Source organism: Mesorhizobium helmanticense (genome assembly GCF_003034915.1).
Lineage (GTDB): Bacteria > Pseudomonadota > Alphaproteobacteria > Rhizobiales > Rhizobiaceae > Mesorhizobium > Mesorhizobium helmanticense.
On the sequence record NZ_PZJX01000028.1, the window covers coordinates 328,161 to 347,696 of the forward strand.

Genomic DNA, 19,536 nt, shown 5'->3' on the forward strand with positions numbered 1-19,536 from the left:
ATGAAGATCCGCCGCATCCAGGCCACACCGATAAACCTCCGTCTGGAGGCGCCTTACGCCTGGGTGTTCGGCGAGCTCGACGGGTTTTCGCCAACCATCGTCGAAGTCGAGACCGAGGACGGGTTGATCGGCCTTGGCGAGGCGCCGACGCCGGCCGCCGCGGCGATCATCAATGACAATCTTGCGGCTCGATTGATCGGCCGCGACGCTTTCGACATCGCCGGCGCCGAAGAGGTCTGCCTGCCCTATTGGACCGGCGTGCAGTCAATCAACGACCGCAGCCGGATCATGGCTTTCGGCGCCATCGAGATGGCGCTGTGGGACCTGCGCGGCAAGGCGTGGCGGCAGCCGCTCTACCAGTTGCTCGGCGGCGCCGTGCGCAAGGACATTCCCTTTACCGATTATTTCTCGCTGCGCGGCGATGGGCCTGAGGTGAAGGGCGAGAAGACACCGGAACAAGTCGCCGACTACTGTGTCCAACTGCATGAGACGCATGGCACGACCTTCTTCGAAGGCAAGTTTTCGACCGGGGATACGAAACTCTCGCTGAAGATGGTGGAATTGATCCGCCAAAAACTCGGCGACGACGCGATGATACGGATCGATTCCAACCAGGCCTATTCGCTGGCGACGGCCAGGCGGCTGGCGCGGCCATTGGAGGAGCTCGGCGTGCGCAACTGGGAAGACCCGGTGGCGACCATCGAGGAGATGCGCGAATTGCGCCGCCACTGTTCAATCCCGTTCTCCACCCACAATATCGATATTGCGCGCGCCATGGAGATCAAAGTGCCGGACGCCTTCGTCGGCAATCCGACGGTGCATGGCGGCATCGGCCGCATGCTGCGCTTCGTCGGCGCCTGCGAGCACGCAGGCATCGACTTCTGGTGCTACAGCGGCGACAGCGGCGTCGGCAGCGCCGCCTATCTGCATCTGTGCGCGGCACTTGGCTGGATCAGGGAGCCCAACCAGTCGCTGTTTCGCATGCTGCCGATGGATGTCATCGAGGAAGGGCCGTTTTCGCCAAGGAATAATGTCGTGCGGGTGCCCGAAGGCCATGGCCTTGGCGTCACCCTGTCGCGTGAAAACCTCGCCGCCTGCCATCGCGACTTCATCGAGAACGGGCCGTGCAACAAATATCATGACCCGGCAAAGCCCGGGACCTACCGGCGCCTGCCGTTGAACTAGGAGTGATCACACGAACCGACAGGAGACAGCTAAAACAGGAAAAGCCGCTGCCGCGAATGGGAATGAACAGGTGGAAGCAGTGCCTTAAGAAAAACCGGCTCCTCCGCCGCAAGGACGGGATGGACCAGCCAAGACCGCATGCTACAGTCTCGACAGACCTCGTTGACGGCCGGGATACGGAGAACATCCAGGAATTCGTCAATCCAGAGAACACAGGGGAAAGGGTAGAACCCATGAGCAAGAACTATCGCATTCTCGATCTCATCCGGCGCAGTCGTTCGCCGCTTGAAAACCACCTCATCGACGGCCTGGTCGACGGCAGGGTCAGCCGCCGCGACTTCATTCGCCATGGCAGCCTGCTCGGCCTGTCGCTGCCGCTTCTGGGCGGCATCAGTGCTGCCGCCGGCCTGGGCGCCATGCCGACCCTCGCGCGCGCCCAGGGCGCGCCTGGCGCCACCATACGCGTGGCGAGCAGCGTGCCCGCCGCGGCTATCGACCCGGTGACCATCGCCGACGCCGGCGGCCTGGTGATCCTGCAGCAGGTTGCCGAATTCCTCTGCATCGACGGCCCGGACCTGGTGCTCAAGCCTGCCCTGGCCGAAAGCTGGAAGCCGAACGACACCGGCACGGTGTGGACCTTCACGCTGCGCAAGGGCGTCAAATTCCACAGCGGCGGCGAGATGAAGGCGGAGGACGTGGTGGCCAGCATCGACCGGCTCGCCGATCCTGCCAATTCGTCCAACGCGCTGTCGGTGTTCAACGGCATCCTGCAGAAGGGCGCCACCAAGAAGGTCGACGACTACACCGTCGAATTCCACCTCGACGCGCCGAACGGCAACTTTCCCTACATGGTGTCGTCCGACAACTACAACGCCGTCATCATCCCGGCGAGCTACAAGGGCGACTACGAGAAGAGCTTCGACGGCACCGGGCCGTTCAAGCTGGAAAAGTACACGGCGAAGGTCGGCGCGTCGTTTGTCCGCAACGACGATTACTGGGGTGACAAGGCGCTACCGGAGCGCACCGAGTTCACCTTCTTCGCCGACACGCAGCCGATGATCCTTGCGCTGCAGGGCGGCCAGGTCGACATCATCAACCAGCTGCCGGTGCTGGCCGGCGTCGGCCTGCTTACCGATCCGGCCATCGACATCATCAGCCTGAAATCGGTTGCGCACCAGCAACTGCACATGCGCTGCGATTCCGATCCGTTGAAGGATCCACGCGTGCGCCGAGCCATCGCGCTTTGCCTCGACCGCAAGAAGCTGGTCGCCGGCCTGATGAAGGGGCGCGCCATCGAAGGCAATGACAGCCCATTCGCCGCCGCCTACCCCTCGACCGATCCGACCGTGCCGCAGCGCCAGCAGGATATCGCGCAGGCCAAGCAGCTGATGGAAGCGGCCGGCGCCGGCAAGGGCTTCAAGGTGACGCTGACCACCGAGCGCTATCTGGAAATCCCCGAATATGCCCAGCTCATCCAGAACTGGGTCAAGGAAATCGGCGTCGAGCTCGAACTCAACATCCTCGACCAGGGCGCCTATTACGGCGATGCGGTGTTCGGCAAATCGAACTGGCTGGATTCGGTGATGGGCATCACCGACTACGGCCACCGTGGCGTGCCCAACGTCTTCCTGGCCGCGCCGCTGAGGAGCGACGGCACCTGGAATGCGGCGCACTTCAAGAACAAGGACTACGACACGCTGGCGACCAGCTACATCGCCGCCCTCGATCTCGAAGCGCAAAAGGCGGACGCCGGCAAGATCCAGAAGCTGCTGCTCGAGGAAACGCCGGTCATCTTCGGCTATTTCTACGACTATCTGACGGCGACCACGAAGGGCCTGACCGGCGTGCAGCCGACCGCCATGTCGCAGCTGTTCCTGGAAAAGGCCGCGAAGGCCTGATCGGGAGAGAAGAACAATCCTCTAATAGCCGGCTGTCCACGGAGAGCCGGCTCCAACGGGAGTATTCGCCATTCTCTCCTTCCTCGTCCGGCGTATGGCTCTATCGCTCGTCACGCTGTTCCTGCTTAGCATCATGGTGTTTCTGGGCGGCCAGGTGCTGCCGGGCAATGTCGGGCGGGCGATATTGGGTCCGTTCGCCGACCAACGCGCGGTCGACGCGCTTAATCACTCGCTTGGCGTCGATCGTCCGCTGCTGACCCAGTACTGGAGTTGGATCTCCAACTTCATCCAGGGCGACATGGGCACGTCCTATATCTTCCGCTCGCCGGTCGCCCCCTTCGTCATCGATGCGCTCGGCAATTCGATGAAGCTGGCGGCGGTCGCCTTCGTGCTGGTGGTGCCGATCGGCATCCTCGGCGGCGTCATTGCCGCGCTCAACCTCAACCGGCCGCTCGACCGCATCATCAGCCTTGGTGGATTGTCGGTGACGGTGCTGCCGGAGTTCGTCACCGGCATCATCCTGATCCTCATCTTCGGCGTCTGGCTGCGCTGGCTGCCGATCTCGGCCGCCTGGCCAAGAGATGCCGGCTTCTTCACCCAGCTCTATTACCTGATCCTGCCGTCGCTGCCGCTGTTTCTGGTGCTGTTCGGCTACATAGCCCGCATGGCGCGTTCAGGCATGATCGAGGCGCTCGATTCCGACTATACCAGGACCGCCGTGCTCAAGGGTCTGCCATGGCCCACGGTGATCTGGCGCCATGTGCTGCGCAATGCGCTGCTGCCGACGATCACCGTCATTGCCACCCAGACCGGCTATCTCATCGGCGGCCTCGTCGTCATCGAGACGCTGTTTCGCTACCAGGGCATCGGCTCGCTGATCTTCACTGCCGCGCGCGGCAAGGATTTTCCGGTGCTGGAGGCCGGCATCCTGACCATCGGCATCGTCTATGCGGTGGCGACCCTTGCCGCCGATTTTCTTTACTCGGTGCTCAATCCACGCATAAGGCTGGGGACAGACCAATGAGCGCCACCGACAGTTCCGCCGGCATTCCGGCTCCGGCACCGAACGATACCAACCGGCGCGGGCCGCTGGCGGAAGTCTTTTTCTCGCTGCTGAGGTCCGGCACCTTCCTCACCGGCCTTGCCATCGTTATGTTCTGGGTTGCCTGCGCGCTGTTTGGCGAACATTTCGCGCCCTATGATCCGCTGGCCGACGACATCATCAACGCGCTGGCGCCGCCCTCGGCCGAACACTGGTTCGGCACCGACCAGATCGGCCGCGATGTCTTCTCGCGCGTCATCGTCGGCTCGCGCGACATCCTCACCGTCGCACCGCTCGCTACCTTGCTCGCCACCATAGCCGGCACCGCGCTCGGCCTGTTCACCGGCTATTTCCGCGGCATCGTCGACGATGTCATCAGCCGCATCCTCGAAGCCTTCATGGCCATTCCGGTGGTCATCGTGGCGCTGCTCGCCATCGTCGCACTCGGCACCTCCAAGACGACGGTCATCGTCGTTATTGGCTTGAGCTTCGCGCCGATCATCGCGCGCACAGTGCGCTCAGCCGTGCTTGCCGAACGCGAGCTCGACTATGTCGCCGCCGCCCAGCTCAGGCACGAAAGCGCCTTGCATACGATGTTCGTCGAGATCCTGCCCAACGTTATCCCGCCGATCCTGGTCGAGACGACGGTGCGGCTCGGCTATGCCATCTTTGCCGTCGCCACGCTCTCCTTCATGGGCTTTGGCATACAGCCGCCGTCACCCGACTGGGGGCTCTCGATCTCCAGCAATTACGGCATGATCGGTGGCGGCTTCTGGTGGACGGTTCTGTTCGATGCGCTGGCCATCGCCTCGCTGGTGATCGGCGTCAATCTGGCGGCGGACGGCGTCCATGGAGCGTTCAATGACTGAACCCGCCAAGGCAATGACTGGGAAGGCCGCCAACGCGCTCGAACTCCGCGATCTCTCGGTCGCCTACCGTGTCGGCGGCCGCAACCGGGCGGTGCTGCGCAATCTCAATCTCACCATCGGCCAGGGCGAGGCCTATGGGCTGGTCGGCGAATCCGGCTGCGGCAAATCCACCGTAGCGCTGTCGGTGGTGCGCTATCTCCCGCGCAATGGCTCCATCACCGGCGGCGCGATTGCACTCGACGGCCAGGATGTGATGAAGCTCGACGCCGAAGCCTTGCGGCGGGCGCGTGCGGAAAGCGTATCGATGGTCTATCAGGATCCCGGCAAGGCGTTGAACCCGTCGATCCGCATCGGCCGCCAGCTGACCGAGATTTTTGAGCTTGCCAGCGTCTCGGGACAGGCAGCCGAGGATCGCGCGATCGCCATGCTCAACCGTGTGCGCATCTCCGATCCGGCGAGCGTCATGCAACGCTATCCGCATCAGCTTTCGGGCGGCATGCAGCAGCGGGTCGCCATCGCCATGGCGCTGGCCAACGATCCCTCGATGCTGATCCTCGACGAGCCGACGACCGGTCTCGACGCCACGGTCGAAGCGGAAGTGCTCGACCTGATCGGGCAGTTGCGCCAGGAACTCTCGGCATCGATCCTGTTCATCAGCCACAACCTCGCCGTCGTCTCGAAGATGTGCGACCGCGTCGGCGTGCTCTATGCCGGCATGCTGGTCGAGGAAGGACCGACGCAGGCCGTATTCAACGATCCGCGCCATCCCTATACGGTGGCGCTGCTGCGCTGCCTGCCGCGCGGCGGCCAGCGCAAGGACCAGGGCCGGCTCGACACCATACCGGGTTTTTTGCCCGGCATCGGCGTCGACATCAAAGGCTGCGCCTTCGCCGACCGCTGCGCGCTCGCCACCGAGCGCTGCCGCACAGAACCGCCGCCGCTCTACGAGCTGGGCGACGATCGGGGGCGGCGGCTATCGCGCTGCCACTATCACGAGCAGGCGCAATCGCTGCCACGGGCCACGCCGAGCAATGTCGCTGCTCCGGCACGACAGGCGGCATCGCCTGCGGTGCTGCGTGTCGAGGGCCTCAACAAGACCTATGCCAGCCATGGCCACCCCTTGCGGGCGGTCAAGGATGTCTCCGTCAGCCTGAGGCCGGGCGAGACACTCGGCCTGGTCGGCGAATCCGGCAGCGGCAAGACCACCTTCGCCAGGCTGCTGCTTGGCCTGGTGCCGCCGGACGAAGGCGGCATGATCGAGCTCGAAGGCAAGCAACTGGCGCCGCGGCTGGAAAGCCGCAGCGACGACCAGGTCAAGGCCATGCAGATCGTCTTCCAGAACCCGGACTCTGCGCTCAACCGCTCGCATTCGATCCGGCATATCATTGGCCGCGCGCTGAAGCGGCTGGCGGGCTTGAGCGGTGCCGCACTGCAGGCACGCCTCGACGATCTCGTCCGCTCGGTGCGGCTGACCGAGCGCCACCTCGCTCTCAAGCCGCGTCAGCTCTCGGGCGGGCTGAAGCAGCGCGTCGCCATCGCCCGCGCCTTCGCCGGCGATCCGCGCATCGTCGTGTGCGACGAGCCGACCTCGGCACTCGATGTCTCGGTGCAGGCGGCTATCCTCAATCTGCTTGCCGACCTGCAGTCGAAGGAAGATGTCAGCTACATCTTCATCTCGCACGATCTGGCCGTGGTGCGCTATCTCTCCGACCAGATCGCCGTGCTCTATCTCGGCCGCATCATGGAGCTCGGACCCTCGGAAGATGTCTTTGCCGGGCCGCATCACCCCTATACCGAAGCGCTGCTGTCGGCCGTGCCCAAGCTCGACCAGACCGAGACCGTACGCATTCGCGTCGACGGCGAAATCCCCAGCGCCACCAATCCGCCATCCGGCTGCGTCTTCCACACACGCTGCCCGCGCAAGATCGGCCCGATCTGCGAGACGCAGGAGCCGCCGCTCGGCGAGGTAGAACCCGGACACGCCATCCGCTGCCATATCCCCTATGCCGAACTGGCAAGGCTGCAGAAGAAGGTCATCCAGCCGGAACTTGCCTGATGACGGCTAGGCGACCGGCAGCGCGTCCGCCATGCTGAAGGCACGATCGCCTTCTGCAAAACCCTCGCCTGCCGACCAGTCCTTTGCCAGCGTCCGCAATCCTTCCAGGGCAACATCGAGAATGTCCGACGAGGTTGGGTTCGAGGGATAGGCGAGGTAGATCGGGCGCTGGAAGACCGGCGCGTCCTCGATACGTCGCAACTCGCCACGCTCGATGTGGCCGCTGACCGCGCTGAGCGGCAGATAGGCGGCGGCCTTTTGCGACAGCACATGCTGAAGCCCGATGAAAACCAGCCCGGCCGATATTGCCGGCGTCACCATCGCCGCAAAGGCCCGGTCGTGCTCGATGCGAAATTCCAGCCCCCAGTCCATGAGAATATAGTTCTCGGTCCATGACCCCACCTGCTCGGCATGCTGGACGAGAACGACCTGATCGACCGCCAGTGTTTCGTAGACGATGCCGGGATGCGGCCTCGGCAGATAGAGGATGCAGATGTCGAGCAGGCCCTCGGCCATCTGGTCGATCGCCAGGTCGGGGAAACTGCCCTCGAGCCTGAGCGCAACGTTCGGTCGCCTTTCGCGCATCCAGGCGATCCAGGGCGACGTGATGTGGTCCCACAGATAGGCCGGAGCGGTGAGCCTGAGCAGCGTCTCATAGCCGTCGGGAACGGCGATGTCCTGCCTCGACTGCTCCCAGGTGCGGGTGATCGAGGAGGCGTGCGGCAGGAACTGCCGGCCTGCCGGGGTAAGTGCTACGCCATCGCGGTCGCGAACGAAAAGCCGGCGTCCCAGTTGCTCTTCCAGACCCCTGATCCGGGCGCTGACCGTGGACTGGGCAAGGTTGAGCCTGTTGGCCGCGACGGTGAAGCTGCCATGGGCGGCAACCTCGAGGAAGCTGCGCAGATTTTCGGTGTCCATGTTCGAGCCCCTCGCATCGAAAATTTCGATGACCCCTATCAAAAAATATCGCTTTCCGGGTGGGATCAACAGTGAACTAGATAGCGGAGCCCCCATGAGAAGCAAGGAATGCCGCCATGCCAAAGCATTTCAGGATGATCGACACCGCCCGCAGAAACCTCACCGCAATCGAAAATTCCGCTATCGACGAGTTGCTGGCCGGCAGGATCGGCCGCCGCGATTTCCTCAGGCATGGCAGCTTGCTTGGCCTGTCGCTGCCATTCCTCGGCGGCATCGCCTCGGCGGTCGGCCTCGGCGCGCCGCAGGTGCGCGCTGAAGGCAAACCGGGCGGCACCGTGCGCGCCGGCGTGGCGACACCCGGCGGTGCCATCGATCCCGTCACCTATTACGACAGCGGCAGCTATCAGCTGGTTTTCCAGACCGCCGAATTCCTCTGCATCACCCAGCCGGACCTCACATTGAAGCCGGTGCTGGCCGAAAGCTGGTCGCCGAACGAGGACGGCAGCGTCTGGACCTTCAAGCTGCGCAAGGGCGTCAAGTTCCACAATGGCGAAGACTTTAGGGCGGACGACGTCGTGGCGACCTTCGATCGGCTGGCCGACCCGAGCGGCTCGTCCAACGCGCTCTCGGTGTTCAAGGGGTTGCTGTCGAAAGGCGGCACCCGGAAGGTCGACGACCATACCGTCGCCTTCCATCTCGACGCGCCGAACGGCAGCTTTCCCTATTCGGTGTCGATAGACAATTACAACGCAGTCATCCTGCCGGCGAGCTACAAGGGCGACTACGAAAAGACCTTCGAGGGCACCGGTCCGTTCCGGCTGGAGAGCTACACGCCGAAGGTCGGCGCGACCTTTATCCGCAATCCCGACTATTGGGGCGAGAAGGCGCTTCCCGACCGCCTCGAATTCAAGTTCTATGGCGACGTCCAGCCGCGCATCCTGGCACTGCAGGCCGGCGAGGTCGACCTTCTCGATGCCGTCCCGCTCGATGTCAGCCAGGTCGTGCTGAACAGCCCCGATATCACCGTCCTGCGCGTCGCCTCGACCGCGCATCGCCAACTGCACATGCGTTGCGACATGGCGCCCTTCACCGACAAGCGCGTGCGCCAGGCGCTCGCCTTGTGCATCGACCGCAGCAAGCTGGTCGATGGCCTCTGCCGCGGCATGGCGGCGACCGGCAATGACAGCCCGTTCGCGCCGGCCTTCCCGGCGGCCGACAAATCGGTGCCGCAGCGCACGCAGGACATCGCCAAGGCAAAACAGCTTCTCGAAGCGGCGGGACTTGGCAGCGGCTTCGACATGACGCTGACGACGCTGCGCTATTCCGACATTCCGGGCTATGCGCAATTGTTCCAGAACTTCGCCAAGGAGATTGGCGCCCGCATTTCGCTCAACATCGAGGACCAGGACAAATATTACGGGAAGGCGGTGTTCGGCCAATCGGACTGGCTGGACAGCCCGCTCGGCATCACCGACTACGCGCATCGCAGCGTGCCGAACGTGTTCCTCAAAAGCCCGCTGGTCAGCGATGGACCGTGGAACGCGGCGCACTTCAAGAATTCGACCTATGACGGCATGGTCACCAGCTATCTGAAGGCGCTCGATATCGGAGCGCAACAAAGTGCTGCCTCGGACATCCAGAAACTGCTGCTCGATGAGACGCCGGTGATCTTCAGCTATTTCCCGGATCTGCTTGTGCCGGTGCGCAAGAATGTCAGCGGCCTGCCGCCGATCGCCGCCGGGTTGCTGCTCGACCGCGTGTCCATAGGCTGATCATGACCGCGCACCAACGCCCGATCGCAAAAGAAAAGAAACGGGAGACTACCATTCGCAAGCCCCATCTGCGCGGCCGCGGGCCGCATTTCCCCTTGCTCGACACCATCGTGCAGTATGAGTTCGAACCAGGCTACGTCGCCTTCACCATGCCCTGCCCCAAGCGGCTGCGCGTGCAGGTCGGCTCGATGACCGTCGCCGACACGACCAAGGCGCTGGTCTTTTACGAATCCGATCATTTGCCAGTCTATTACTTTCCGATCGGCGACGTGCGCGAGGAGTTCCTGCTGCCAAGCCGGACGACGACGGAGGATCCGTTCAAGGGTGTCGCCACGCACTACTCGCTGAATACCGGCATCACGCTGGTCGAGGACGGCGCCTGGCGCTATCTCGACCCGGTCAAGGGTTGCCCGCCAATAGCGGACTACATGTCGTTCACCTGGAGCAAGATGGGCCACTGGTTCGAGGAGGACGATGAAATCTTCGTCCATGCCCGCGATCCGTTCCGCCGCGTCGACTGCCTGCCCTCATCGCGGCGCGTGCAGGTGATCCTCGACGGCGAGCAGGTGGCGGATTCACGGCGCGGTGTGTTCCTGTTCGAGACCGGGCATCCGGTGCGTCACTATTTGCCGATCTCCGACACCAGGCTCGATATGTTCGCGCCCAGCCGCTACATTTCGCGCTGCCCCTACAAAGGGATCTCCAACTACTACCACGTGACGACTCCCAAGAAGCGCCACGAGAATCTCGTCTGGTACTATCCCGAGCCGGTGCACGAGGCCGAGCGCATCAAGGGGCTGGTGTGCTTCCACCACGAGCTGGTCGACAAGATCCTCGTCGACGGCGTCGAAATCCCCAAGGAATCCACGGCCGCGTCGGACGGTTATTTCTAAGCTGTTCTCCCCAACGTCCGCTGAAATCCAATAGCCGCAGTGACTGCAACGTGCAGTCGCTGGGGCTATGCGTTTCGTCGCATTGCAGTGATCCGATGCTGCCTCTCCACAAATCCCCGGTGTCGTTCGCGTTGCTGATACCGGCACCGCCTGTCGAGATTTTGCCGAATTGCCGATTGAAATATTTTTCAAATGGAAATAGGAATGTTCAAAAGATGAGTTCGGCGCGGCGGCGCGTCAGGAATTGGAGGAAGCGACATGTCCAATCCGCAATTCGCAGCGGAACTTTTGCAGCGCGCTGAAAAGCAGGGGCCGATCACCATCGGGCTTGCCGGCGCCGGGCAGATGGGCACCGACATCGTCGTCCAGGTGGCGCTGATGCCGGGCATGCGGATCGGCGCCATTTCAGAGGTAAGGCCGCAGGCGGCGATCGACGCGGCGCTGCTCGCAGGCCACGACCGCTCCGACATCGTGCAGGCGGCCAACGCCTCGGCGATCGACCGCGCCATCGAGGCCGGCAAGATCGCGGTGACCGAGGACCTGCATGCACTCGCCGCCGCCGGCCGTATCGACGTCATCATCGACGCGACGGGCAACCCCAATATTGGCACGCTGTTTGCGCTGGAAGTGATGAAGAACGGCAAGCATGTCGTCATGCTGAATGTCGAGGCCGATATCACCATCGGGCGTTTCCTGAAGGAAGAAGCGCGCAAGGCCGGCGTCGTCTATACGGGCGCGGCCGGCGACGAGCCTGCATGCACTCTCGAGATCATCGGCTTTGCCCGGAGCCTCGGCTTCAACATCATTGCCGCCGGCAAGGGCAAGAACAATCCACTGAAGATCGACGCCATGCCCGCCGACTACGAGAAGGAGGCGAGCCAGCGCAACATGAATGCGCGCATGCTGGTCGAGTTCGTTGACGGCTCCAAGACGGCGATCGAAATGGTGGCGATCGCCAACGCCACCGGCCTGGTGCCCGACGTGCCGGGCATGCACGGTCCGACCGCGACGCTGGAGGAACTGGCCAGCGTGCTCTGCCCGCGCGAGGACGGTGGCGTGCTGCATCGCAAGGGCGTGGTCGATTATTCGATCGGCAAGGGCGTGGCGCCCGGCGTGTTCTGCATCATCGAGACCAGGCATCCGCGCGTGCTGGAACGCATGGTCGACCTCAAGGTCGGCAAGGGGCCCTATTTCACGATCTTCCGGCCCTACCATCTAACCAGCCTGGAAGTGCCGCTGTCGGCGGCGCGCGCCGTGGTCTACAAGCGCGCCGACATGGAGCCTCTCGACCATCCGGTGGCCGAGGCGGTGGCGGTTGCCAAGAGCGACCTTGGGCTCGGGCAATCGCTCGGCATGATCGGCGAGAACGACTATCGCGGATTTGCCATGACCTGGGAGGATGCGCGCGCCAAGGGCGCGCTGCCGATCGGCATTGCCGAACGCGCCAAGGTGGTCAAGCCGGTCAAGACAGGCGACTTCCTCACCTATGAAAATTGTGTACCCGACGATTCGATGGTGATAACCCAGATCCGCCGTCGTCTCGACCAGTCGGACGGACGGTTCGTTACCAACGCTGCCTGATCTTCACCGGATCCCCGCCTGATGGACGATGTCGTAATCGGGATCGACGCCTCGACGACGGCCGTGAAGGCGATCGCCTTCACGCGTGACGGCAAGGAACTGTTCCAAGCGCGCGAAATCTATCCGCTTTCCAATCCCAGACCAGGCCATTTCGAGCAGGATGCCGAACTTTGGTGGGCAGCACTGCTGGGCGCGCTGAGGCAGGTCACCGATGCGGTCGGCGCCGAGCGCGTGGCAGCGATTGCCGTCGCCCACCAGCGCGAAACCTTCACCCTGATCGACAGCACCGGTAAGCCGCTCATTCCGGCGATCCTGTGGCTCGATGAGCGCGCACGCCCGCAAGTCGCGCGGCTTTCGGCCGAGCTCGGCCGCGAGGCGATCCGCGACTGGAGCGGCAAGCCGCCGGATCCGACGCCGGCGCTCTACGCCATCGCCTGGCTGGCCGAACACCAGCCGCAGGTGCTCTCCAAGGCGGCGGCACTTGTCGATGTGCACGGCTTCTTCGTCCACCGGCTGACCGGACGGCTGGTCACCAGCACGGCAAGCGCCGACCCGCTCGGGCTTCTCGATGTCGAGAACGGCACCTGGCATCCGCGCCTTGTCGCGGCCGCCGGGCTGCGGCCAGAGCAACTGCCGGAGCTTGTCGGGCCGAGCGAAATCTGCGGCGGCCTGACTGGAAGCGTTGCCCGAACGACCGGCCTCAGGGCCGGAACGCCTGTCGTCGCCGGCGCCGGCGATGGCCAGGCGATGGGCTTGGGTATGGGCGTCCATGGCGCGGGCAAGAGCTACCTCTCGCTCGGCTCCGGTGTCGTCAGCGGCTGCCATTCCGGCACGGTCACCACGTCGGATGCATTTCGGACTCTGGTCTCGCCCACCGGTTCGGGATTCATGCTGGAGACAGTGCTGCGCTCGGGCATGCAACTGGTCGACTGGATCGTGCGCACGACCGGCGCGGCCTCCGCGGCGACGCTAGAGAAGGCGGCGGTCGATGTCGCCGCCGGCAGCGACGGTCTGCTTGTCATGCCCTACTGGGCCGGCGTCATGAGCCCCTATTGGGATGGTGCGGCGCGCGGCGCGATTGTCGGCCTGTCGCTCGACCATGAGCCGAAGCATCTTTTCCGCGCCGTATTGGAAGGCATCGCCTTCGAGCAGGCGATCGCCAGCGAAGCGATGGAAGCGCAAGCTGGCGGCAAGCCAACGGTGATGATCGCGGCCGGCGGCGGCACCAATTCGGCGCTGCTGATGCGCATCATGGCAAGTGTGCTGGAACGACCGCTCTCCATCTCGCCGGTCAACGAAGCTGCTGCCCTTGGCGCCGCCATGCTTGCAGCCTCGGCGATCGGATGGTTTGCCTCGCCCGAGTCCGCGGCGGAAGCGATGACGGCAGCACCGACCAGGCATGTCGACCCGGTCGGCGAACTGGTCCCCTTCTACCGCACGCGCAAAGAAATCTACCGCGACCTGTACCACGCGACGCGCGAGATCCACGCCCGGCTTGGTGAAGTTGGGCACTCGGCACCGTGAGATAATGGCAGGACAGAGGGGCCTCCGGCGTAAGGGTTCAAGCCCTACCGGCCCAGCAGGCCCTTGGCCGCATCCTCATCGGTGATCAGCACCGAGATCCTGGCGTTGGCAAGGGCGGCGCGCATGACGGCCACCTTCTCCTGTCCGCCCGAAACCAGGATGATGTTGGGAATGTCGGAGAGGTCCTGCAGCGGATATGCGCAGACCCGGCGATTGACCTCATGGTCGACCGGGCGGCCTTCGGCATCGATGAAATGGCACAATACATCGCCGACGGCGCCGGCTGCCTGCAGTTCCTCAAGCTCGCTCGGCTTGATGAAGCCATAATTGGCGATCGGGCTGTCATTGGAGAAGGAGCCGACGCTAAGCACGGCGATGTTCGCCCGGCGCGCACGGAAGACGACATCCTGGACGCTGCGCTGGCTCATGAAGGCATCGCGCTGCTCCGGCCGGTCGGCATAGACCGGCACCGGCAGCAGGAAACATTCGGCGCCGATCTTCTCGGCGAACTCCCAGGCGCTTTCGGTCGGGTTGAGCGGCTGCGCGTGGGTGAGACCACCGAGCATGGAAACCACCGTCGTCCTGGCGATCGGCCGGCGCGGCAGTTCCTTGATGGCGAATTTGAGCGTGCGGCCCCAGCCGAGCGCAATGACATCGCCGGCATTCACATTGTCGGCCAGATAGGTGGCGGCGGCGTGGCCAATCATGAGCGGTGCGTTGCTACGGTCGGCGGCCGACGGCACGACGACCGCTTGCGTCAGGCCGAAGCGCTGCTTCAGGCTCTCCTCGAGCTGCACGCATTCGACGACGCTGTCCCGGATGCGGAACTGGACGATGCCCTCCTCGCGGGCGGCTGAAAGGATGCGATGCACCTTGATGCGGCCGACGCCGAGAATCTCGGAAATCCTCTCCTGCGTCAGGCCTTCGACATAATAGTGCCAGGCGGCGCGGGCCTTGAGCTCGGCATCCGGAAAGCGCGAAGCTTTTTCGTTCTCGATCACCGCCATCCTCGTGCCCTCCCACGGCTGCCAACAGCCGTCTTACCTTGTCCCGGCCGCCGTCCACCCATGATCGGGAGACGTGCGAACCGGGGAACGCGATTCCGGCAAGGCATCATGCCTTTGACTTCCGTGGAGGGCAAACCGCCTTGCGGTCGAACCGCCGTCGAATGGCGCAACGGCCCTTGACAATTTTCTAATGAACAGTTTAGCTGAACAAAATTGCATATCAAAGATAAATTGTTCACAGGGAGGCGCCTGGTGAACAAAGGCAGCCGGCGACGCATCGCCTGCTTGCTGGTGGAGGAGACGACGTGGCTGTGAGCAACGATGCGAGCGATTTGAAAGCCGGCGCACAGGCCGCGACCGGCGCGAAGCTTTCGGCGCTGTTCGCCGGAACCATGGGACCGCTAATCGGTCTGGTACTACTTTGCCTGGCGCTGACGCTAACCACCGATACGTTCCTGACGGTGCGCAATATCCTCAATGTGCTCGACCAGATCACCGTGCTCGGCATCATGGCGATCGGCATGACGCTGGTCATCCTGGTCGGCGGCATCGACCTCTCCGTCGGTTCCGTGCTGGCGCTCGCCGCCATGGTAATGGGTTTTGTCGCCCACCCGGACTATCTCAATCTCGGCATGCCGGCCGGCATTGTCGTAGCGCTCGTCGTGGCCGGCCTTTGCGGGCTTGTCTCCGGCCTTTTGGTGACGGTGACGAAACTGCCGCCCTTCATCGCGACGCTGGCGATGATGTCGGTGGCGCGTGGCCTCGGCAATATGATCACCGACGGCTCGCAGATCGTCGGCTTTCCCGACTGGTTCACCAGCCTGTCGATCACCCGTCATTTCGGTTTCCTGTCGGTCACCGTCGGACTGATGATCGTGCTGGCGATCATCTTCGCCATCTTCCTCAACTATCGCGCCACCGGCCGCAGCCTCTATGCGATCGGGGGCAGCGCCGAGGTCGCCCGGCTCTCCGGCATACCGGTGAAGTCGCTGACCAACTGGGTCTACGCGACCTGCGGTGTGCTCGCCGGTCTCGCCGGCATCGTGCTGGCGGCGCGGCTTGATTCCGTGCAGCCGAGCTCTGGCCTCGGCTATGAGCTCGACACGATCGCGGCGGTGGTGATCGGTGGCGCCAGCCTCTCGGGCGGCGTCGGCTCGATCGGCGGCACCGCCATCGGCGTGCTCATCATCGGCGTGCTGCGCAACGGGCTCAACCTGCTCGGCGTCTCGCCCTTCATCCAGCAGGTGGTGATCGGCGTGGTGATCGCGCTGGCGGTCGCCACCGACACCTGGCGGCGTAGAGCGCAGTGAGAATTCGCTTGGGCTATCCGGGCGGAAACGGATCGGTCGATCCGAGACTGGGAATGTTCGGCCGAGGCGCCGCGATGCGCCGGCAGGACAGATTGAACATCAACGGAGGAAACACATGCTGACCAAACGTTCATTGCTGCTTGCCGCCGCGGCGGTCATTCCGCTCATAGGACTGACCAACATGGCTTCGGCCAAGGAAGCCAAGAAACTCGGCCTCGCCGTCGCCAATCTGCAGGCCGACTTCTTCAACCAGATCAAGCAGTCCGTCGAAGCCTACGCCAAGGAAAAGGGCATCGAAGTCGTCACCGTCGACGCCAAGGGCGATTCGGCGACGCAGGTCAGCCAGGTGCAGGACCTGATCACGCAGAACATCGACGCGCTGATCTATATCCCGGCCGGCGCCACCGCCGCGACCGTGCCGACCAAGACCGCCAAGGCTGCCGGCATTCCGGTCGTCAATGTCGACCGCAATGCCGACGGCGCGCCGGGCGACACCTTCATCGCCACCAACAGCGTCGCCTCGGCCAAGGCGGTGTGCGACTACATCGCCAAGCAGGCCGGCGGCAAGGGTGAAATGATCATCATCCATGGCCAGAAGGGCACGACGCCGGAGGTCGACCGTTCGAAGGGCTGCGGCGAGGCACTGGCCGCCTATCCCGACGTCAAGGTGGTCGGCGAGTTGTGGAGCGAAGGCTGGCACCAGGACGAAGGCTTCAAGCTGACGCAGGATCTGCTGCAGTCGCATCCCGACGTGTCGATCGTCTTCGGCCAGGCCGACGCGCTGGCGCTGGGTGCGGCGCAAGCGGTCAAGGTCGCCAATCCCGGCCACAAGGTCTGGGTTGCCGGTTTTGACGGCGACGTGGCGGCGCTCAAGGCGCTCAAGGACGGCGTCTTCGACGTGACCGCGACGCAGCAGACGCAAGGCATGGGCCGGCTCGCCGTCGAGGCGGCGATCAAACTGGTGGCCGGCGAAACCATTCCCGCCGAACAGCTGCAGGACGCGACGCTGACGACCAAGGACAATGTCGAGCAGTTCATCGCCAAGCATCCCTGAGATTTGAGAGTTGACGAGCGCGACGATGCCTCCTGTTCCTCACCACGGCGGAAGCCCGCACAACGGGCTCTTCGTCAACGCACTCTGCAAGAGCTACGGACCGGTCCAGGTCCTGGCCGATGCGAGCTTCGAGGTGCGGCCGGGCGAGGTCGTGGCGCTGCTCGGCGAGAACGGCGCCGGCAAGTCGACCCTCTCGAACATCATAGCCGGTTCGACCAAGCCCGATGCCGGCACCATCATTTGGCGGGGGAACCCCTATTCCCCCGCCTCCCCCGCCGCGGCCATCGATGCCGGCGTCGGCATGATCCACCAGGAACTGAAGCTGCTGCCGGACCTGTCGGTGGCGGAGAACGTCTATGTTGGGCGCCTGCCGATGCGCGGCGGCCGCATCGACCGCGCGGCGATGAACGCACGGGCCTCGGCGCAACTGAAGCGCCTTGGCCTCGATGTCTCGCCGGAACGCAAGGTGCGCACGCTGCGCATCGCCGCCCAGCAGCAGGTCGAGATCGCCAAGGCGCTGACGCTGAATGCCGAGCTGCTGATCTTCGACGAACCGACGGCCGCCCTTGGCGGCGAGGAAACGGAACTCCTGTTCAAGCAGATCCGCAAGCTCAAGGCGGAAGGCATGTCCTTCATCTATATCAGCCACCGTCTCGACGAGATCGCCGAGATCGCCGACCGCGTCGTGGTGATGCGCGACGGGCGCATCGTCGCCCGGCACGAGCGCGCCGACATTCCGGTGCGCGCGATAGTCGAGCAGATGGTCGGCCGCTCGGTCGAGCGGATGTTCCCGCAACTGTCGCCGCCGGGCGACCAGACGCTGCTCGAGGTCGAAAACCTGTCCTCGCCGGAGAAGAGCTTCAACAATGTGAACTTCTCGGTCAGGGCTGGCGAGATCCTCGGCATTGCCGGGCTGATCGGCGCCGGACGCACGGAACTGGTGCGGGCGATCGCCGGCGCCGATCCAATCTCGTCGGGCTCGGTGCGCGTTGCCGGCAAGCCGGTGCATCTCAATGGCCCGGCGGCGGCGATCAAGGCCGGCGTCGTGCTGGTGCCGGAGGACCGCAAGGCGCAAGGCGTGGTGCTCGACCAGACCATCGGCGAGAATCTGGCGTTCGGCAATTTCGACCACGTCGCGCCGAAGGGCTGGGTGTTTCCCAAGGCGGTGCAGAAATTCGCCGAGGCCGGTATCTCCAGGCTCGGCGTCAAGGGCAAACCAAACCAGGCGGTCAGCAAGCTTTCCGGCGGCAACCAGCAGAAGGTGATCATCGCCAAATGGGTGGCGCGGCCGCCCAAGGTGTTCATCCTCGACGAGCCGACGCGCGGCATCGATGTCGGCGCGCGTGCCGCAATCTACGATGTGATTGCCGACCTCGCCCGCTCCGGCATGGCAGTGGTGGTGGTGAGCTCCGACCTCGAGGAGGTGCTTGGCCTGTCGCATCGCGTGCTGGTGCTGAGCCGCGGCCGCCAGCGCGGCATCCTCGACCGCAGCGAGGCCAGCAATGTCGCCGTGATGGAACTGGCGACGAGCTAAAAGCAAGGAATCGAAACAAAGCGCAGCAGGTGATACCCTCCCAGGCACCGGACCGCGCGGGGCGCCAGCAGAACTGGCGCCCCTTCATTTCAGGGAGATGCGGCGGTTGGAGGAGAGGAAACCGACGATGAAACTATTCGATCTTCACGTAGAAGTAGCGCTGGTGACCGGCGCCGGCAGCGGCATCGGCCAGGCGATCGCCATCGGACTCGCCGAGGCCGGCGCCGACATCGCCTGTTTTGGCCATGCCTCCAAGGGCGGACTGGAAGAGACGGCGCACAAGATCACGGCGCTTGGCCGCAAGGCGCTGGTGCTGACCGGAACGGTGACCTCCGAAAGCGATCTGGCGGCGGCGGTCGAGCGCACGGAGAAGGAACTCGGCGCGCTGAGCATCGCCGTCAACAATGCCGGGATTGCCGGGGCCGAGCCGGCCGAGACGCTGTCGCACGAGAAGTGGCAGAAGCTCTACGACGTCAATGTCAGCGGCGTCTTTCTCTCCTGCCAGGCCGAGGCGCGCGCGATGCTTCCGCGCAGCAAGGGCTCGATCATCAACATCGCCTCGATGTCGGGATCGATCGTCAATCGCGGCCTCACTCAAGCGCACTACAATTCGTCGAAGGCGGCCGTCATCCACATGTCGAAGAGCCTCGCCATGGAATGGGCCGATCGCGGCCTGCGGGTCAACGTGGTCAGCCCGGGTTACACGCTGACGCCGATGAACAGGCGGCCTGAGGTCGCCGAGCAGATCAAGATCTTCGAGCGAGACACACCGATGGGGCGCATGGCGACGCCTGAGGAGATGGTCGGGCCGACCGTGTTCCTGGCCAGCCGCGCTTCGAGTTTCGTCACCGGCATCGATTTGATCGTCGATGGCGGTTTTGTCTGCTGGTAGG

The 19,536-nt window shown here is 64.1% G+C and carries 15 protein-coding genes; 13 read left to right on the forward strand and 2 right to left on the reverse strand.

Annotated features, from left to right (window positions below; translation table 11 throughout):
• From C9427_RS16220 to C9427_RS16240, 5 genes are all read left to right on the forward strand, one after another.
• Nucleotides 1-1,185, forward strand: coding sequence for a mandelate racemase/muconate lactonizing enzyme family protein (locus C9427_RS16220; protein ID WP_107650118.1), 1,185 nt, complete (start codon nt 1-3; stop codon nt 1,183-1,185).
• A 233-nt stretch (nt 1,186-1,418) separates the two neighbouring features.
• A complete protein-coding gene (locus tag C9427_RS16225; RefSeq protein WP_107650119.1) occupies nt 1,419-3,083 on the forward strand; it encodes an ABC transporter substrate-binding protein in 1,665 nt (554 codons plus the stop codon).
• 70 nt (nt 3,084-3,153) lie between these two features.
• Complete coding sequence (locus C9427_RS16230) at nt 3,154-4,107, forward strand: ABC transporter permease (protein ID WP_107650120.1); 954 nt, start codon at nt 3,154-3,156, stop codon at nt 4,105-4,107.
• Nucleotides 4,104-4,994, forward strand: coding sequence for an ABC transporter permease (locus tag C9427_RS16235; RefSeq protein ID WP_107650121.1), 891 nt, complete (start codon nt 4,104-4,106; stop codon nt 4,992-4,994). The genes C9427_RS16230 and C9427_RS16235 overlap by 4 nt, the downstream gene beginning before the upstream one ends.
• On the forward strand, nt 4,987-7,050 hold the full coding sequence (locus C9427_RS16240; protein ID WP_167434368.1) for a dipeptide ABC transporter ATP-binding protein: 2,064 nt from the start codon (nt 4,987-4,989) through the stop codon (nt 7,048-7,050). The genes C9427_RS16235 and C9427_RS16240 overlap by 8 nt, the downstream gene beginning before the upstream one ends.
• Nucleotides 7,051-7,056: 6 nt before the next feature.
• On the opposite strand, the gene C9427_RS16245 is transcribed toward C9427_RS16240, so the two are convergent.
• Nucleotides 7,057-7,968 carry a LysR family transcriptional regulator gene (locus tag C9427_RS16245; RefSeq protein ID WP_107650122.1) on the reverse strand — a complete coding sequence of 304 codons (912 nt, stop codon included), beginning with the start codon at nt 7,966-7,968 and terminating at the stop codon, nt 7,057-7,059.
• A gap of 116 nt (nt 7,969-8,084) precedes the next feature.
• On the opposite strand from C9427_RS16245, the gene C9427_RS16250 reads away from it, so the two are divergent.
• The 4 genes from C9427_RS16250 (at nt 8,085) to C9427_RS16265 (ending at nt 13,738) form a co-directional block, all read left to right on the forward strand.
• Entirely contained in the window at nt 8,085-9,740 is a 1,656-nt protein-coding gene (locus C9427_RS16250) for an ABC transporter substrate-binding protein (protein WP_107650123.1), read from the forward strand.
• 2 nt (nt 9,741-9,742) lie between these two features.
• Complete coding sequence (locus C9427_RS16255; protein ID WP_167434369.1) at nt 9,743-10,633, forward strand: DUF427 domain-containing protein; 891 nt, start codon at nt 9,743-9,745, stop codon at nt 10,631-10,633.
• Nucleotides 10,634-10,891: 258 nt separating this feature from the next.
• Entirely contained in the window at nt 10,892-12,214 is a 1,323-nt protein-coding gene (locus C9427_RS16260; protein WP_107650124.1) for an NAD(P)H-dependent oxidoreductase, read from the forward strand.
• Nucleotides 12,215-12,235: 21 nt separating this feature from the next.
• A complete protein-coding gene (locus tag C9427_RS16265) occupies nt 12,236-13,738 on the forward strand; it encodes a xylulokinase (RefSeq protein WP_107650125.1) in 1,503 nt (500 codons plus the stop codon).
• Nucleotides 13,739-13,782: 44 nt separating this feature from the next.
• Here C9427_RS16265 and C9427_RS16270 read toward each other — a convergent pair whose 3' ends face one another.
• Nucleotides 13,783-14,745 carry a sugar-binding transcriptional regulator gene (locus tag C9427_RS16270; RefSeq protein ID WP_107650126.1) on the reverse strand — a complete coding sequence of 321 codons (963 nt, stop codon included), beginning with the start codon at nt 14,743-14,745 and terminating at the stop codon, nt 13,783-13,785.
• Between the two features lie 332 nt (nt 14,746-15,077).
• Here C9427_RS16270 and C9427_RS16275 point away from each other — a divergent pair, with 332 nt between their 5' ends.
• The 4 genes from C9427_RS16275 to C9427_RS16290 all read left to right on the forward strand — a co-directional run bounded on the left by C9427_RS16275 (nt 15,078) and on the right by C9427_RS16290 (nt 19,535).
• A complete protein-coding gene (locus tag C9427_RS16275; RefSeq protein WP_167434377.1) occupies nt 15,078-16,055 on the forward strand; it encodes an ABC transporter permease in 978 nt (325 codons plus the stop codon).
• Between the two features lie 115 nt (nt 16,056-16,170).
• On the forward strand, nt 16,171-17,109 hold the full coding sequence (locus C9427_RS16280) for a sugar ABC transporter substrate-binding protein (protein ID WP_107650128.1): 939 nt from the start codon (nt 16,171-16,173) through the stop codon (nt 17,107-17,109).
• A 25-nt stretch (nt 17,110-17,134) separates the two neighbouring features.
• Complete coding sequence (locus C9427_RS16285; protein WP_107650129.1) at nt 17,135-18,643, forward strand: sugar ABC transporter ATP-binding protein; 1,509 nt, start codon at nt 17,135-17,137, stop codon at nt 18,641-18,643.
• A gap of 127 nt (nt 18,644-18,770) precedes the next feature.
• Nucleotides 18,771-19,535, forward strand: coding sequence for an SDR family oxidoreductase (locus C9427_RS16290; RefSeq protein ID WP_107650194.1), 765 nt, complete (start codon nt 18,771-18,773; stop codon nt 19,533-19,535).
• Nucleotide 19,536: the final 1 nt, after the last annotated feature.

What these genes read in the sequence shown, in the direction of transcription:
- C9427_RS16235 (WP_107650121.1), top strand. Translation starts at nt 4,104, where the DNA reads ATGAGCGCCACCGACAGTTCCGCCGGCATTCCGGCTCCGGCACCGAAC.
- C9427_RS16260 (WP_107650124.1), top strand. Translation starts at nt 10,892, where the DNA reads ATGTCCAATCCGCAATTCGCAGCGGAACTTTTGCAGCGCGCTGAAAAG.
- C9427_RS16290 (WP_107650194.1), top strand. Translation starts at nt 18,771, where the DNA reads ATGAAACTATTCGATCTTCACGTAGAAGTAGCGCTGGTGACCGGCGCC.
- C9427_RS16245 (WP_107650122.1), bottom strand. Translation starts at nt 7,968, where the DNA reads ATGGACACCGAAAATCTGCGCAGCTTCCTCGAGGTTGCCGCCCATGGC.
- C9427_RS16225 (WP_107650119.1), top strand. Translation starts at nt 1,419, where the DNA reads ATGAGCAAGAACTATCGCATTCTCGATCTCATCCGGCGCAGTCGTTCG.
- C9427_RS16250 (WP_107650123.1), top strand. Translation starts at nt 8,085, where the DNA reads ATGCCAAAGCATTTCAGGATGATCGACACCGCCCGCAGAAACCTCACC.
- C9427_RS16265 (WP_107650125.1), top strand. Translation starts at nt 12,236, where the DNA reads ATGGACGATGTCGTAATCGGGATCGACGCCTCGACGACGGCCGTGAAG.
- C9427_RS16285 (WP_107650129.1), top strand. Translation starts at nt 17,135, where the DNA reads ATGCCTCCTGTTCCTCACCACGGCGGAAGCCCGCACAACGGGCTCTTC.
- C9427_RS16220 (WP_107650118.1), top strand. Translation starts at nt 1, where the DNA reads ATGAAGATCCGCCGCATCCAGGCCACACCGATAAACCTCCGTCTGGAG.
- C9427_RS16240 (WP_167434368.1), top strand. Translation starts at nt 4,987, where the DNA reads ATGACTGAACCCGCCAAGGCAATGACTGGGAAGGCCGCCAACGCGCTC.
- C9427_RS16280 (WP_107650128.1), top strand. Translation starts at nt 16,171, where the DNA reads ATGCTGACCAAACGTTCATTGCTGCTTGCCGCCGCGGCGGTCATTCCG.
- C9427_RS16270 (WP_107650126.1), bottom strand. Translation starts at nt 14,745, where the DNA reads ATGGCGGTGATCGAGAACGAAAAAGCTTCGCGCTTTCCGGATGCCGAG.
- C9427_RS16255 (WP_167434369.1), top strand. Translation starts at nt 9,743, where the DNA reads ATGACCGCGCACCAACGCCCGATCGCAAAAGAAAAGAAACGGGAGACT.